Source organism: Streptomyces sp. MZ04, assembly GCF_004684775.1.
In the GTDB taxonomy this organism is placed as follows: domain Bacteria; phylum Actinomycetota; class Actinomycetes; order Streptomycetales; family Streptomycetaceae; genus Streptomyces.
On record NZ_SRIC01000044.1, the window covers coordinates 25,555 to 40,145 of the forward strand.

The 14,591-nt window shown below is 69.4% G+C and carries 18 protein-coding genes; 8 read left to right on the forward strand and 10 right to left on the reverse strand.

What is annotated here, in order from left to right; genetic code table 11:
* Window positions 1–67: 67 nt before the first annotated feature.
* Window positions 68–520, reverse strand: a complete 453-nt coding sequence (locus E2651_RS12790) for a GNAT family N-acetyltransferase (protein WP_135331204.1) — start codon at window positions 518–520, stop codon at window positions 68–70.
* A 40-nt stretch (window positions 521–560) separates the two neighbouring features.
* Window positions 561–1,019, reverse strand: coding sequence for a MarR family transcriptional regulator (locus E2651_RS12795; RefSeq protein ID WP_135331205.1), 459 nt, complete (start codon window positions 1,017–1,019; stop codon window positions 561–563).
* 140 nt (window positions 1,020–1,159) lie between these two features.
* Between E2651_RS12795 and E2651_RS12800 the strand changes: the two genes are divergently transcribed.
* Together E2651_RS12800 and E2651_RS12805 are read left to right on the forward strand one after the other, a co-directional pair.
* Entirely contained in the window at window positions 1,160–2,371 is a 1,212-nt protein-coding gene (locus E2651_RS12800; RefSeq protein ID WP_135331206.1) for an MFS transporter, read from the forward strand.
* A 57-nt stretch (window positions 2,372–2,428) separates the two neighbouring features.
* Window positions 2,429–2,854, forward strand: a complete 426-nt coding sequence (locus E2651_RS12805; RefSeq protein WP_135331207.1) for a heme-binding protein — start codon at window positions 2,429–2,431, stop codon at window positions 2,852–2,854.
* A gap of 58 nt (window positions 2,855–2,912) precedes the next feature.
* Here the strand turns inward: E2651_RS12805 and E2651_RS12810 are convergent, their stop codons facing one another.
* Both E2651_RS12810 and E2651_RS12815 read right to left on the reverse strand, forming a co-directional pair.
* Entirely contained in the window at window positions 2,913–3,782 is an 870-nt protein-coding gene (locus E2651_RS12810) for a GNAT family N-acetyltransferase (RefSeq protein WP_135331208.1), read from the reverse strand.
* Window positions 3,783–3,787: 5 nt separating this feature from the next.
* A complete protein-coding gene (locus tag E2651_RS12815) occupies window positions 3,788–4,339 on the reverse strand; it encodes a DUF2269 domain-containing protein (protein WP_135331209.1) in 552 nt (183 codons plus the stop codon).
* A gap of 76 nt (window positions 4,340–4,415) precedes the next feature.
* On the opposite strand from E2651_RS12815, the gene E2651_RS12820 reads away from it, so the two are divergent.
* Entirely contained in the window at window positions 4,416–5,048 is a 633-nt protein-coding gene (locus E2651_RS12820; protein ID WP_135331210.1) for an HAD-IB family phosphatase, read from the forward strand.
* A 418-nt stretch (window positions 5,049–5,466) separates the two neighbouring features.
* Window positions 5,467–7,056: a globin domain-containing protein gene (locus E2651_RS12825; RefSeq protein WP_245238783.1), complete on the forward strand. Its 1,590-nt coding sequence runs from the start codon at window positions 5,467–5,469 to the stop codon at window positions 7,054–7,056.
* Between the two features lie 20 nt (window positions 7,057–7,076).
* Here E2651_RS12825 and E2651_RS12830 read toward each other — a convergent pair whose 3' ends face one another.
* The 5 genes from E2651_RS12830 to E2651_RS12850 all read right to left on the reverse strand — a co-directional run bounded on the left by E2651_RS12830 (window position 7,077) and on the right by E2651_RS12850 (window position 10,831).
* Window positions 7,077–7,559, reverse strand: a complete 483-nt coding sequence (locus E2651_RS12830; RefSeq protein WP_135331212.1) for an NUDIX hydrolase — start codon at window positions 7,557–7,559, stop codon at window positions 7,077–7,079.
* A 59-nt stretch (window positions 7,560–7,618) separates the two neighbouring features.
* Window positions 7,619–8,524, reverse strand: coding sequence for a LysR family transcriptional regulator (locus E2651_RS12835; protein ID WP_135331213.1), 906 nt, complete (start codon window positions 8,522–8,524; stop codon window positions 7,619–7,621).
* 226 nt (window positions 8,525–8,750) lie between these two features.
* Window positions 8,751–9,950 carry a cystathionine gamma-lyase gene (locus E2651_RS12840; protein WP_135331214.1) on the reverse strand — a complete coding sequence of 400 codons (1,200 nt, stop codon included), beginning with the start codon at window positions 9,948–9,950 and terminating at the stop codon, window positions 8,751–8,753.
* Complete coding sequence (locus tag E2651_RS12845) at window positions 9,947–10,435, reverse strand: low molecular weight protein-tyrosine-phosphatase (RefSeq protein WP_135331223.1); 489 nt, start codon at window positions 10,433–10,435, stop codon at window positions 9,947–9,949. Before E2651_RS12845 ends, E2651_RS12840 begins: the two co-directional genes overlap by 4 nt.
* A gap of 15 nt (window positions 10,436–10,450) precedes the next feature.
* A complete protein-coding gene (locus E2651_RS12850; protein WP_135331215.1) occupies window positions 10,451–10,831 on the reverse strand; it encodes a phage holin family protein in 381 nt (126 codons plus the stop codon).
* 71 nt (window positions 10,832–10,902) lie between these two features.
* Between E2651_RS12850 and E2651_RS12855 the strand changes: the two genes are divergently transcribed.
* From E2651_RS12855 to E2651_RS12870, 4 genes are all read left to right on the forward strand, one after another.
* Complete coding sequence (locus E2651_RS12855) at window positions 10,903–11,220, forward strand: cupin domain-containing protein (protein WP_135331216.1); 318 nt, start codon at window positions 10,903–10,905, stop codon at window positions 11,218–11,220.
* A 188-nt stretch (window positions 11,221–11,408) separates the two neighbouring features.
* Window positions 11,409–11,630 carry a DUF5326 family protein gene (locus E2651_RS12860; protein WP_135331217.1) on the forward strand — a complete coding sequence of 74 codons (222 nt, stop codon included), beginning with the start codon at window positions 11,409–11,411 and terminating at the stop codon, window positions 11,628–11,630.
* A 234-nt stretch (window positions 11,631–11,864) separates the two neighbouring features.
* On the forward strand, window positions 11,865–12,590 hold the full coding sequence (locus E2651_RS12865) for an IclR family transcriptional regulator C-terminal domain-containing protein (RefSeq protein WP_135331218.1): 726 nt from the start codon (window positions 11,865–11,867) through the stop codon (window positions 12,588–12,590).
* Between the two features lie 103 nt (window positions 12,591–12,693).
* Complete coding sequence (locus E2651_RS12870; RefSeq protein ID WP_167828779.1) at window positions 12,694–13,137, forward strand: SsgA family sporulation/cell division regulator; 444 nt, start codon at window positions 12,694–12,696, stop codon at window positions 13,135–13,137.
* Window positions 13,138–13,237: 100 nt separating this feature from the next.
* On the opposite strand, the gene E2651_RS12875 is transcribed toward E2651_RS12870, so the two are convergent.
* On the reverse strand, window positions 13,238–14,590 hold the full coding sequence (locus E2651_RS12875; RefSeq protein WP_135331219.1) for a YibE/F family protein: 1,353 nt from the start codon (window positions 14,588–14,590) through the stop codon (window positions 13,238–13,240).
* Between the last annotated feature and the right edge of the window lies 1 nt (window position 14,591).

Sequence of the window (14,591 nt, forward strand, 5' to 3'; positions counted from 1 at the left end):
TAAGAGCCCGGTGGGGCGTCGTGTTTCACGTGAAACACGACGCCCCACCCGTACGTCAACCGCAGCGTCAGAGCTGCAGCTTGAAGCCCACATGCGATGCCGTGAACCCGAGCCGCTCGTAGAAGCGATGGGCGTCGGTGCGGGTGGCGTCGGAGGTCAATTGCACCAACTGGCAGTTCTGGCGCCGGGATTCATCGACGGCCCACTCGATGAAGCGGGTGCCGAGGCCGTTGCCGCGCTCGTCGGCGTGGATGCGTACGGCCTCGATGATCGACCGGGTGGCTCCCTTCCGGGACAGCCCGTGAATGATCGTGAGCTGAAGCGTGCCGACGACGCGTCCTTCGCGTACGGCGACGACTTGGTGCTGGTTCGGGTCGTCGGCCAGTCGCTCGTACGCGGCGAGGTACGGCGTGAGGTCGTCCGGCGACTCGCGATTGTTGCCCAGCGAGTCATCGGCGAGCATCTCCACGATGGCGGGGATGTCGTCGGCCGCAGCCGGGCGTATCTCAAGATCTCCCATGAGCCGCAGCCTATGCGGTCTCCTGCCGACCGGTCAGTGCTTACGCCGGTACGCGCACCGCTTCCACGGCCCTGACCAGCGGCGCGAGCTCCGGTTCCAGTGCCGCCGCGTCGAGTGCCTCGCGCAGCGCGGTGTCATTGGTGGGCCGTGCTTCGGCGAGGAGCGCGGCGCCCGACTCGCTGACGTCCGTGTAGATGCCCCGGCGGTCGGTCGGGCACAGGTAGCGGGCGAGCAGCCCGCGGTCCTCGAGCCGGGTGACCAGGCGCGTGGTGGCGCTCTGGCTGAGTACGACGGCGTCGGCGACCTGCTTCATCTGCAGATGGCCGCCCTCTCCGTCGTGCTGCCTGCTGAGGACGTCGAGCAGGGAGTACTCGCGCACGCTCAGGCCGTGCTTGGCCTGCAGGGCGCGCTCGATGTGGGTCTCGATCTTCCCGTGGAGCAGGGAGAGCGCGCACCAGCCCTGTGCAAGGGCGGTCAGTGCGGGGTCCGTCGCTGTCATGGCTCTTGTTCCTCCGTCCCGGAGCGGCTGAAACCAGGATAGTGCACGGGTGCAATATCCAGCGCTTGCAAGTAACCCGCGTGTGCAACTATTGTGGACGCAAGCTAAGCGCACCTGCAATCGCCTTGGAAGGTAGAACCATGCCTCTCGCGCTACTGGCCCTCGCGATCGGGGCCTTCGGAATCGGGACCACAGAGTTCGTGATCATGGGACTGCTCCCTGAGGTCGCGGGTGACTTCGGCGTCTCCATCCCCACGGCCGGTCTCCTCGTGACCGGCTACGCACTCGGCGTCGTCCTCGGCGCTCCCCTGATGACCGTCCTCGGCACCCGTGTCTCGCGCAAGCGGATGCTGATGATCCTGATGGGCCTGTTCATCGCGGGCAATCTGCTCTCCGCCGTGGCCCCGTCCTTCGGCGTGATGCTGGCGGGCCGCGTCGTCGCTTCGCTCGCCCACGGTGCCTTCTTCGGCATCGGCTCGGTCGTCGCGGCGGAACTGGTCGCGCCGGAGAAGAAGGCCGGAGCGATCGCCATGATGTTCACCGGGCTCACCGTGGCCAATGTGGTCGGTGTGCCGCTCGGCACGCTCGTCGGGCAGACCCTCGGCTGGCGGATCACCTTCGCCGTCGTCGCCGGGCTCGGCTTCATCGGCCTGGCCGGTATCGCCAAGCTGGTGCCGGACCTTCCCAAGCCCGAAGGCGTACGGCTGCGCCATGAACTGGCCGCGTTCCGCAACGTACAAGTACTGCTCGCCATGTCGATGACGATCCTTGGCTTCGGCGGTGTCTTCGCGGCCATCACCTACCTCGCGCCGATGATGACGGACGTCGCGGGCTACGCGGACTCCTCCGTGACCTGGCTGCTCGTCCTCTTCGGCCTCGGCATGGTCGCGGGCAACCTGATCGGCGGGAAGTTCGCGGACCGCGCGCTGATGCCGCTGCTCTACATCTCGCTGAGCGCGCTGGCCGTCGTGCTCGCCCTCTTCACCTATACCGCGCACAACAAGATCGCGGCGGCCGTGACCATCGCACTGATCGGTGCCCTCGGCTTCGCGACCGTGCCGCCGCTGCAGAAGCGGGTGCTCGACCAGGCCTCCGGCGCCCCCACGCTCGCCTCGGCCGTGAACATCGGCGCCTTCAACCTCGGTAACGCCCTCTCGGCCTGGCTCGGCGGCATCGTGATCTCCGCGGGCCTCGGCTACACCGCCCCGAACTGGGTGGGCGCGGTCCTCGCGGGCTCCGCGCTCGTCCTGGCCGTTCTCTCGGCGGCCCTTGAGCGCCGCTCGGCCGCCCTCAGCCTCGTGGTCGCGGGAGCGGCCCCGGTGGAGCAGGCCGCGACGCCCGTCCACCACTGACCCCACGCCCCCCAAAGCCTCCCCCCCGCACAAGCACCACCGCACAAGGAGAACCTCATGAGCACCACCGCCACCGCTGTCGCCCCGCTGACCATCCAGGACGCCGAGGCGCTCGTCTCCGCGGCCCACCGCGCGGCCGAGGCCGCCGGGGTCATGGTCAGCGTCACCGTCCTCGACGCGGGCGGCCACCTGCTGGCCTTCCGCCGCGACGACCGGGCCGTGCTGATCTCCGGCGAGACCAGCACCCGCAAGGCGTACACGGCGCTTCAGCTCAATGCCCCCACCGCCGGCCTCGTCGACCTGGTCAAGCCCGACGGCCCCTTCCACACCCTGCCCACCGCCCTCGACCGGCCGCTGCTCTTCATCGCCGGCGGCATCCCGGTCCACCGCGACGGCCGGCTGATCGGCGCCATCGGCGTCGGCGGCGGAGCGCCCGAGCAGGACCACGGGTTCGCGACGGCGGCCGTGGAGGCCCTCGCGTAGTACGTCACGTCATGTGGCGGCCGCCTGCTCGCCGCTCAGCCGGCCGCCTGCTCGCCGCTCAGCCGGCCGCCACCGTCAGCGGTGCGAAGCGACGCGACCAGTCGCCGGGCAGCTCAGGGATGCCGGACGTCATCACGGCGTTGAAGGCGATGGGCTCCAGACCGCGTTCCTTCACCCAGGCGAGCAGCTCTTCATGGCGTACGTCGATGTCGGTGCGCAGCGGACGGTCCGAGCCGGCGGCGAGGGAGCCGATGAGAGCCTTCGCCGTGTCCGTGTCGCGGGCGATCAGCGGGCCGATGACATGGGTCTCCATGTTCGGCCAGGCGCCCGCGTAACCGGTGATCTCGCCGTCGGCCTCCGCGACCCGCAGCTGGTCCACGAAGGCCGGAAGGCGGGTGATCATGTGCGTGCGGTCGAGGCCGAAGACCTCGTGGTCGAGCCGGAGGATCGCGGGCAGGTCCTCGGCGGTCGCCGGCCGGGTGGCGACATCGGGCAGGGGGCCGTCAGCGGTGAACCGGCCGCGGACCATCTCGGCGCGGCCGGTGGTCTTGAAGCCGAGCTGCTCGTAGAGGGGGCGGCCGTTCGGCGTCGCGTGGAGGGTGAGCGGTGTGGTGCCGGCCTCTTCGATGACGTGGCGCATGAGGCGGCGGCCGATGCCCTTGCGGGCGTGCCGCTCGGCGACGAGGACCATGCCGATCGCTCCGAGGCCCGGGCTTTCCTGTGGCCCGTACTCGGTCACCACGCAGGCGGCGATGAGGCCGTCGCCGTCGGGGTCGTCGATGCCGTGACCCGTACCGGCCGAGAGCAGCAGCCCCCATTTGTGGTCCTCGCGTGGCCAGCCCCGGTCCTGGGAGAGGTCGGCGCAGGCGGTGACGTCTCGGAGGGTCAGCCGGCGGATGGGCAGTGCGGAGAGGGAAGGTGTCGACACTCGGGTCAGGCTGTCTGACGCACGTCCCCGACGTCCACCGGTTTGTGGGCAGAAGCACGCTGGTTCCGGCCACGTTGCTTCCGGCCACGGCGGGTCAGACCCCAGGGCTTGAGCACCGAGACGACCGTCATGAAGAGATAGGCGCTCAGGGAGACGATGGGCCCGGCGATCAGGTCGGTTGGATCCGTCACCGGGGAGCCCGCGGCCACGGTGGCGACTGTGACGTTGATGCCCGGGCGCAGAGCGAAGGCCGATGCGGCGGTGGTGGCCAGGGTCAGCCAGAACTTCGTATAGACCCAGCGGTGCTTGGCGAGTCCCCAAGGGGTTCCGAGGGAAAGCACCAGACCGCTCAGCAGCGTGAGCAGCGCCAGGGGGAGCACCAGCCAGTCCGCGAAGAGCTTCATGGAACGGGCGGCGGCTTCGGTGGTCGCGGCGGAATCCGTGGTGATGGCGGCGACGGCGAGCGCGAGCAGCCCGAGCGTGAGCCCGAGCCAGCCCGCGGCGGCGGTTACGTGGACGACGAGGGTGGCCCGGCGATGGGGGCGGCTTAGTTTCACGTGAAACACGGTGCCGGGAACGGTGGCCGAAGGCGTCTGACAGCGGGAGTAACCGTGGCTACTAGTCTCGGCGTACATGCCACGCCTTCACCTTTTCGACCTGGACGGAACGCTGCTGCACGGAACGGCGGCCCCGGTGGAGATCTCCCATCGGCTCGGTCTCGACGCGGAGATCGCGGAGCTGGAACGCGACTTCGTGGCGCAGCACATCGACCCGCCCCGGTACGCGGTCCGGGTTCGGGCCCTGTGGGCAGACCTCACCGAGGCGCACGTGACGGCGGCCTTCGAGGGGGCTCCCTGGCTCTCCGGGATCCGGGAGACCTGGGCCGAGATCCGCGAGGGCGGTGACTACTGCGCCGTGATCTCGCTGTCGCCGTCGTTCTTCGTGGAGCGGCTCCTGGGGTGGGGAGCGCATGCCGCGTACGGATCGCGTTTCCCCTCGGTGCCGTTTACCGAGCCGGTGAATCCGGCGGGCATTCTCGATGCCGCGGCCAAGGTGAAGATCGCGGACCGGCTCTGTGAAGAGTTCGGGGTGGGCAGGTCCGATTGCATCGCATATGGCGACTCGCTCTCGGACGTGGAGTTGTTCGGGGCGGTGCCGGTTTCGGTCGCCGTCAATGCGGATCAGCGGCTGGTTGGGCTTGCTACCCACTCTTATGTCGGGCGGGATCTACGTAAGGCGTATGAATTGGTGTGCCGCGCCCGGTAATTGGGGTAATTGGTAGGCGTGGTTCGCTGAATTCCGGGTGAAGGAAGGCGGACTTGTGCGCCGGACGGCTGCCGGTATGGTCGACTCCGGTTCGTGCCGGGTGTATCTCTGCGCACCCCTGGGGGGCACGGGCGGAGGTCGACGCAGCCTAACGGGGCGAAGAGATCGAAGACCTGAACTTTCGGTTATGCGGCCGGCGCGATGGTGATGGATGGGACGCTGCGGAGAGATGACTGCGGCCAATGTCACATTTCATCCCTACTTGTCCGTAGGGTCTGGAATCCAAGGTTCAATGCGGGCACACGAGCGCCGGCACACGGGGCACGGGCACACGGGGCGAGACGGAGCGGGGAAAGCAAGCAGCTTCCTACAGGGAAGTGCGCAGACCGACTGAGAGATGTTCGAGGCGAGGCACAGCATGGACTCTCCGACCACCACGTCGGTGGGCAACGGCACTTCCGGCGACAACGGCGGTGGAGGCGGCTGGTTCACCCCACGCAAGGCGCCGCAGCGCCCGGAGGACGGCGAGGCGACGCGTCCCGCGTCCGATGAGTCCAAGGCCTCCGAAGCCCCTGAGGGACGCCGCGTGGCGTCGATACGCCCCCTGAACAAGCCCGCCGCCCCCGTGGAGCCCGCGCGAGACTCCGGGCCCCGGCCCGTGGCCGAGCAGCGAATATCGGCCGCCCCCGAGCAGCGCGAGCGCGTGCCGGAACCGCGGCAGAAGCCGGAAGCCGCGCCGCAGCCCGAGCCACAACTCCAGCCGCAGCCGAGCCCTCAGCCGCAGCCGAGCCCTGAGCCGCAACCAAGGCCTGAGCCGCAACCAAGGCCCGAGCCGCAACCAAGGCCCGCGCCGCAACCAAGGCCCGAGCCACAGCAAAGGCCCGAGCCCACTCCTCAGGGATCCCCCGACGCGATCCTCGTGCAGCGCACCATGGCCGAAATCGGCCCCGTTGCGGACAAGGTGACCTCGTACTTCTACGCGCTGCTCTTCACCCGGCACCCCGATCTGCGGCCTCTCTTCCCTGCCGCCATGGACACTCAGCGCGACCGGCTGCTGAAGGCGCTGCTGACCGCGGCCGAGCACATCGACAACACCGAGGTGCTCGTCGCGTATCTGAAGAACCTCGGCCGCGGCCACCGCAAGTACGGGACGCAGCCCGAGCACTATCCGGCGGTCGGCGAGTGCCTGATCGGCTCGCTCAGCCGGTACGCGAGCGCGGTATGGGACGACGAGATCGAGGCCGCCTGGGTCCGGACGTACACGACGATCTCCCAGGTCATGATCGACGCGGCGGCCGCGGACGAACTGCGCGCCCCCGCCTGGTGGTTCGCCGAAGTCGTCTCGCACGACCTCAGAACGCCTGACATCGCTGTCGTGACCGTCCGGCCCGACCAGCCCTATCCCTTCCTCGCCGGGCAGTACACGAGCCTGGAGACGCCTTGGTGGCCGAGGATCTGGCGGCACTACTCGTTCGCTTCGGCGCCGCGATCCGACGGGCTGCTCTCGTTCCATGTGAAGGCCGTCCCCGCGGGCTGGGTCTCCAACGCCCTGGTGCACCACGCCCGCCCCGGTGACGTCATGCGGCTCGGCCCGCCCGCCGGTTCGATGACCGTCGACCACACCACCGACAGCGGACTGCTCTGTCTGGGCGGCGGCACCGGCATCGCCCCCATCAAGGCGCTCGTCGAGGACGTCGCCGAGCACGGCGAACGCCGGCCCGTGGAGGTCTTCTACGGAGCTCGCACCGACCACGACCTGTACGACATCGACACGATGCTGCGGCTCCAGCAGACCCATCCCTGGCTCGCGGTCCGCCCCGTCGTCGACGACCACGCGCAGTTCCCGGACGCCGTGCGCGAGTACGGCCCCTGGAACGAGTACGACGCCTACCTCTCGGGTCCGCCCGGCATGATCCGCAGCGGTGTGGACGCCCTGCGGGACCTCGGCATCCCGGCCGGCCGGATCCGCCACGACTCCGTCGAGGAACTGGTGGCCACGGGCGATTAGCGCGGTCCGGGAGCGTGCGGCTAGCCCAGGTCAGGCGCGTGCATCGCGCGTACGCCCTCGATGTTGCCGTCCAGATAGTGCCGCAGCGACAGCGGTACGAGATGGACCGAGGCGATCCCGACGCGGGTGAAGGGCACGTGGACGATCTCGTACTCGCCGCACGGCTCCTCCACCTCGGGGCCGTGCCGCAGCGAGGCGTCCATGGACTCCAGGCGGCAGACGAAGAAGTGCTGCACCTTCACACCGGTCGCGCCACCGTCCTCGCCGATGTGCTCGACGGTGTCCACGAAGCAGGGCACCACGTCGCAGATCTTGGCGCCGAGCTCCTCATGGACCTCGCGATGGAGCGCGTCGACGACGGTCGCGTCCTCCGCCTCCACGCCGCCGCCCGGAGTGACCCAGTAGGGATCGACGCCGGGCTTGGTCCGCTTGATCAGGATCAGGTCGTCGCCATCGAGCAGGATGGCGCGTGCGGTGCGCTTGACCACGGGTCGGACGGTCATGGGAGAAATGTGGCCCGGAGTGTTCCACGTGAAACATCGCGAACCAGATGGAGACCCGCTCAAGCCCAGTCGACGGCAGCACGCAGCAGCCACTCGTGCGCCCGCGCGATATGCGGCATGGCCAGTGTGCCGGTGCGTACGACGAGGAAATAGGTGCGCAGCGGAGGCACCGCCGGGTCGTGCAGGGCCACGACCTCGCCACTCTCCAGGGCGGGCGCGCACAGATAGCGGGGCAGCACGGCGAGGCCCGCGCCGGAGGCGGCGCAGGCGAGCACCGCGCGCAGGTCCGGCACGATGACGGTGCCCGATGCCGCCGGACGGGTGTCGAAGACGGCGGCCCAGTAGCGGGCGACCAGCGGCAGTGACTCGTGCACCTCCACCACCGGCAGGTTCTCGAGGGCGGACGCGCCCTTGCGCCGCAGCTTCCCGGGGCCGATGCGGGCGGCCCAGCGCGGGCCCGCGACCAGGACATGCTCCTCGTCGCAGAGCGGCGTCGCGGTGAGCAGCGCGCCGCGCGGCCGGGCCGTGGTGATGGCCAGGTCGTGGTGGCCTGCGGAGAGCCCTTCGAGGACCTCCTCTGCGTTGCCGAACGAGGCACGCAGCGCGAAGCCCTGGCCGTCCTGCCCCGTCAGCGCGGTGAGCGCGGGCAGGGCCAGGGTGGCCGTGAACTCCGGCGGCCCCGCGAGGTGGAGCGTGCGTACCGAAGAGTCCTCGTCGAGCCCGGTCTCGGCGATCTCCACCAGGGCGTCGAGATGCGGGGCGGCCTTGTGCGCGAGTTCGTCCCCGATGGTCGTGGGGGTCACGCCGCGCGCCTGGCGCAGGAACAAGGGGCGGCCCAATTGCCGTTCGAGGGTGCGTATCTGGGACGTCACGGCGGGCTGCGAGAGGCCGAGCAGGGCGGCGGCGCGCGTGAAGGAACCGGCCCGGTGCACGGTGACAAATGTGCGCAGCAGGGCCAGATCCATGGCAGCGCCCTCCCCTCCAGGCCCCTGGGCCGCGCCCAACTATAAATATGTCGATAGGTCTCTGTCGCTACTGTGATTGGACACTGACACAGAGTCAACTAGCCTTGTTCGCGCGGTTCTTCGCGCGCAGAACCGGGACGGTCCGAGCCACGAGGGGGGAGGCTCGGACCGTTCGTTGTACGTAGCGGGGTACTAGCCGGGAGACGGCAGGAGCACCGGAAAGCGGTCAGTTCGCCGACTTTGCGGACGCTGCCGCCTCGTCCGTTTCGTCGAGTGCCCGCAGCACGTCCGCCACCAGATCCTCAGGGTCCTCGGCCCCGGCGGAGAAGCGGACGAAGCCCTCCGGGACCGCGTCCCCGCCCCAGCGGCCGCGCCGCTCGGCGGTGGACCGTACGCCGCCGAAGCTCGTCGCGTCGTCCACCAGGCGCAGCGCGTCGAGAAAACGATCGGCACGCGCGCGTGAGGGCAGCGTGAACGAGACCACGCACCCGAAGCGCCGCATCTGCTGCGAGGCGATCTTGTGCGAGGGATCGTCGGGCAGCCCCGGATAGCGAAGCCCGGTCACCTCGTCGCGGCCGCGCAGCGCCTCGGCGAGGGCCAGGGCGTTGGCGTTCTGCCGCTCGGCGCGCAGCTGGAGCGTGGCGAGCGAGCGGTGCGCGAGCCAGGCCTCCATCGGGCCCGGAATCGCCCCGACGATCTTGCGCCAGCGCTTCACGGACGCGGCCAACTCGGCATCGCGGCAGGCGACGTACCCCAGAAGGATGTCGCCGTGCCCCGTGAGCTGCTTGGTGCCGCTGGCCACGGAGAAGTCGGCGCCGAGCTCCAGGGGACGCTGGCCCAGCGGCGTGGCCAGGGTGTTGTCGACCGCGACCAGGGCGCCACGCGCGCGTGCCGCCTCGGCGAGACGCCGCACGTCGCACACGTCGAGCCCCGGGTTGGACGGGGTCTCGATCCACAGCAGCTTCGCGCCGTCCAGGACGCCGAGCTGCGCGTCGCCGCCGGTCGGGGCGGTGCGCACCTCGATGCCGTACGCGGTGAGCTGCTCGTGGACCAGGGGCAGCGCCTGATAGCCGTCGTCCGGCATGACCACCACGTCGCCAGTGCGCAGCTGCGAGAAGAGCACCGCCGAGATCGCGGCCATCCCGGAGGCGAAGACCAGGGTCTCGACGTCATCGCCGGATCCGGGCGCCTCCAACTCGCCGATGGCCCGCTCCAGAAGCGTCCAGGTCGGGTTCTCGTCGCGTCCGTAGGTGTACGGCCCCGTGGGGTCGCCCGGCAGATGGAAGTGCGCCGCGAACACCGGGCCCGGCAGCGTCGGCTCGTGTTTCACCGGCTCGGGGAGGCCGGCCCGCACCGCTCTCGTGCCGTCGCCGATCCCTGAGCCCGTACCTGCGGCTGTTCCCGCGGTTCGTGCGGAATCCGTCATGCCGCCCGCCCTTCCATCGCTTCACGTACGGCGTCGAGCAGACCGTCGCTCGCCGCCTCGACCATTCTCAGGCACGTGTCGAAGCCGTCGTCGTCGCCGAAGTACGGGTCGGGAACGTCCAGGTCGGTGGCGGCGGGGTCGTACGAGCGCAGCAGCCGCACCTTGTCCGCGTCCGCGGAGGTCGGCGCGAGGCGGCGCAGCGTACGCAGATGGCCCGCGTCCAGGGCGATCACCAGATCGAGGCGCGGGAACCAGGAGACCTGGAAGCGCCGCGCCACATGATCGCTCTCGTAGCCGGCCGCCTCCAGGACGGAGACGGTGCGCGGGTCGGCGCCGTCTCCCTCGTGCCAGCCGTCGGTGCCCGCGCTGTCCACCCGGACCAGGCCGCCGAGTCCGGCCTCGTCGACCCGCGCGCGGAAGACGGACTCGGCGATGGGTGACCGGCAGATGTTGCCGGTGCAGACGAAACACACGGAGAAGGGCAGGGCCATCGGGCGGGCTCAGTCCTTGTCGTCGGGCAGGACGACGTTCATCGCCCAGGACACGACAGAGATGATCAGGCCGCCCAGAACCGCGGTCCAGAACCCGTCGACGTGGAAGCTCAGGTCGAACTTGTCGGCCAGCCACGAGGTCAGCAGCAGCATCAGGGCGTTGACCACGAGGGTGATCAGACCCAGGGTCAGGATGAAGAGCGGGAAGGTGAGGACCTTCACGATCGGCTTGACCAGGAAGTTCACCAGGCCGAAGAGCAGGGCGACGACGATCAGCGTGCCGGCCTTCTTGCCCGTGCTGTCGCCGGTCAGGGTGATCTTGTCGAGCAGCCATACGGCGACGGCCAGGGCCGCCGCGTTGGCGATCGTCTTGACTACGAAATTCTTCATGTGTCTGATCGTGGCAGACGTAGGGCCGGAGCGGTCGGCCCCCGATCAGCGGCGAGGGGCGTACACGGACGATGAAGGCATTCCGACTGGATGAGCTGGAGGCGGAGCGCGCCGCGAACGACGGTGCGTATCTGCAGTTTCTGCGTGAGCGGAACATGTCGGTCGGGCTGTACGCGCTCGATGCCGGGGAGTCCGACCCCCAACTGCCGCACCAGCAGGACGAGGTGTACATGATCGTCAGCGGCCGGGCGTCGATCACCGTCGGCATGGAGACCACCCAGGTCGCGCGGGGCAGTGTCGTGTACGTGCCCGCGGGCGTGGCCCACAAGTTCCACCACATCAGCGAGGACCTGCGCATCCTGGTCGTCTTCTCGCCGCCGGAGGGCTGATCCACTCCGCCGCAGGGCTGACTTCTCGGGGCCGGGACCTCGGGGTTCCCTAAGGGACGGATCAGGGGAGGACAAGGGGTCCGAGGCCCCCGCCGAGGCCTTCGCCGCTCTAGCATCGAATGCAGGAAGTCAGAGATGCAGAGACGCAGAGATGCGGAGATGCAAAGACGCGCAGAGAGGTAAGGACGATGGCAGCACAGGAGATCTTCTCGGGATTGCCGTGGTGGGTGAAGTGGATCGCGGTGCCGGTCATCGCCCTGGTCGTGTTCGGCGGCGTGATAGCGACCGTTGTGGGATTCGTGGTCGGCCTGTTGTTCAAGGCACTGATTTTCGTGGCGCTTGTGGGCGGACTCATCTACGTCGTACGGAAGTTCATATCGGGCTCGGCCTCGTCACGCAGCGATTGGTGACTTCTCGCAAAGGTTCCCTCGGGCGGGGGAAGTTTCCCCGCGAGGGGTCTCGGGCCGGTGTCCAGCGGTTAGAGTCCGAAATCCGACGCGGGGTCCGCCCCGCGCGCGGGCGCAACGCGCTCCCTCCCGTGTGACCCCGGGCACGGGCAGACATCCCACGCGCTTCGGGAGTGAACCTTGGCCACAGTTGACGCCGCACCCTCAACTGCCGCCGCGCCGACCCTCATCGGCTCCGTGCAGCGGGCGACACGTCTGTTGGAGGCCGCAGCCGCGCATCAGGGCGGGGCACCCGCCAAGCAGTTGGCCCGTGAGTCGGGGCTCGCGCTTCCCACGGCCTATCACCTGCTGCGCACGCTGACGCACGAGGGCTATCTGCGCCGGGAGAAGGGCCTGTTCGTGCTCGGCGAGGCCGCCGAGCGGCTGAGTGCCAGCGGGGCGCAGCAGAATCGTCGCGGCATGATCGGCGAAGCCTTGGCGCACTGGCGTGACGCCATCGGCGTACCGGTCTATTTCGCCGTTTACCGCGAGGGCGAGATCGAGATCGTGGCCGTCGCGGACACGCCCGGGAATCCGGCCGTCGAAGAGTGGGCGGACTTCCGCGAGACCGGTCATGCCCATGCGATCGGCCAGTGCCTGCTCGGCCAACTCGACGACGAGCAGCGCAAGGACCACCTCGACCGCTACCCGGTGCAGTCGATCACGCGGTACTCGGTCCGTGACGACCGGAGTTTCCTGCGCCGCCTGGACGCGATGGGGCGGATGAAACCCGTGGTGGAGCGGCAGGAGTATGCGCTGGGGACGGTCTGCGCCGCCATTCCGATCACGGCGGGCAACACGGCTGCCACGATGGCGATTTCCGTTCCCTCCGATCAGGCCGGTCGGCTACTGCCCGCAGCCGACCGATTGCAGAATGAGATCGGAAAGCTACTCGGGACACTCGCCTTCTCTATCAGCATCTGAAAACTCACTCCTTGTGATGTGATGTGTACGTTAAGCAAGATGCCATGGGTGTCAGGGAGTTGGTTCCTGGCCAGTCGATGTTTAGCGACGGGGTAGGCGGGCGATGGGCGAGCGCGAGTCGGTGCAGGCAGAGGTCATGATGAGCTTCCTTGTTTCCGAGGAGCTGTCGTTTCGCATCCCGGTGGAGCTGCGCTACGAGACCGGGGATCCCTATGCCATCCGGCTGACCTTCCATCTCCCCGGTGACGCTCCGGTGACCTGGGCGTTTGGGCGGGAGTTGCTGATCGAGGGGGTGGGCAGGGCGTGCGGTGACGGGGACGTGCGCATCGCGCCCACCGATCCCGAGCTGCTCGAAGAGGTCCTCATCAGGCTTCAGGTCGGTGGTGACCAGGCGCTGTTCCGGGTGGGGATCCCGCCGCTGCTCGCGTTCCTGGACCGTACGGACAAGTTGGTGCCGCTCGGGCAAGAGCGGGCGCTCGCCGACTTCGAGTCGCACCTGGACGAGGCGTTGGACCGGATCCTCGCGGAGGAGCAGAGCGCGGGCTGAGCTCTGGGGGCAACGGGCGCAGGCGGATGGCAGATTGGGGCATTTCGCGGCATTGCCCCGGGTGGTCCCGGCGTAGGCTCGCCGGTTCCTGCGTCCCGGCTCACCGCTTGCGGCGTCGGCCCCCTCCTCCGCCACGGCGCTGCTTGGCGGCCGAGGGAGCCGTGGGAGCCGGGGCCGCCGCGGTGGTGGTGCCGCCCGTGCGGTCGGCCGAGACGACCAGGGCGGCCAGCGCCGTCGTCACCGGGACCGCGGCTACCAGGCCGATCGAGCCGACCAGGGTGCGCACGATCTCCTCGGCGACCAGCTCGCTGTTGGCCACCGTGCCCACGCTGCTCTGCGCGATCGAGAAGAGCAGGAGCAGTGGCAGCGCGGCGCCGGCGTACGCCAGGACCAGGGTGTTGACCACCGAGGCGATGTGGTCGCGGCCGATGCGGATGCCCGCGCGGTAGAGGCCGCGCCAGCCCATCGACGGGTTGGCCTGGTGCAGTTCCCAGACCGAGGACGTCTGCGTGACGGTCACGTCGTCGAGGACGCCGAGCGAGCCGATGATGATGCCCGCGAGCAGCAGACCGCTCATGTCGATGTCCGGATAGAGGCCGTGGATCAGACCCGTGCTGTCGTCCGTGTTGCCGCTCAGCGAGGCCCAGCCGATGAAGACCGAGCCGAGCAGCCCGATGAGGAGGAGCGAGATCAGCGTGCCGAGCACCGCGACCGACGTACGGGCCGTGAGCCCGTGGCACAGATAGAGCGCGATCAGCATGATCGCGCTGGCCCCGACCACCGCCACGACCAGCGGATTCGAGCCCTGCAGGATCGCGGGCAGGATGAAGAACGTCAGCACGAGGAAGCTCAACGCCAGGGCCACCAGGGCCATGACGCCGCGCATCCGCCCCACCAGGACGACGGCGACGGCGAAGATCCCGGCGAGCACCGCCAGGGGGACCTTGCGGTTCACGTCGGTGACCGAGTACTGCAGCGCCTCCGGGGCCTTGGGCTCATAGGCGACCACCACCTGCTGGCCCTCGCGCAACTGCCGAGGCGAGTCCGGCTGGACGATCTCGGTGAAGGTGCGGCCCTTGTCCTTGCCGCTGGTCACCTCGACCGTCGCCTTCTTGCACATGCCCTCCGCGCGCGACTGCGCGGTCTGGCCCTCGGCGGTGGAGGTGTCCCCAGTGGGCGGCGGCTGCGAGGCGTTCACGTCCTTGCAGGGAAGCTCCTCCACCTTCGTCACCTTCGCCGACTGGGTCTGCCGATCGAAGCCGACCCCGGTGCGCTCATGGCCCGGCGCGCCGCCGGGCCAGAGCACGACCAGGCCCACGACGACCGCGGTGGCGAAAGGAATCAGCACCGCGGCGATGACCTTGCGCAGATGCTTGGAGACCGGCGCCGCCGGGCCGTGACTGTGCGAGTGCCCGTGCCCGCCTCCGCCCCCATGCCCCCGTCTCTTATACACA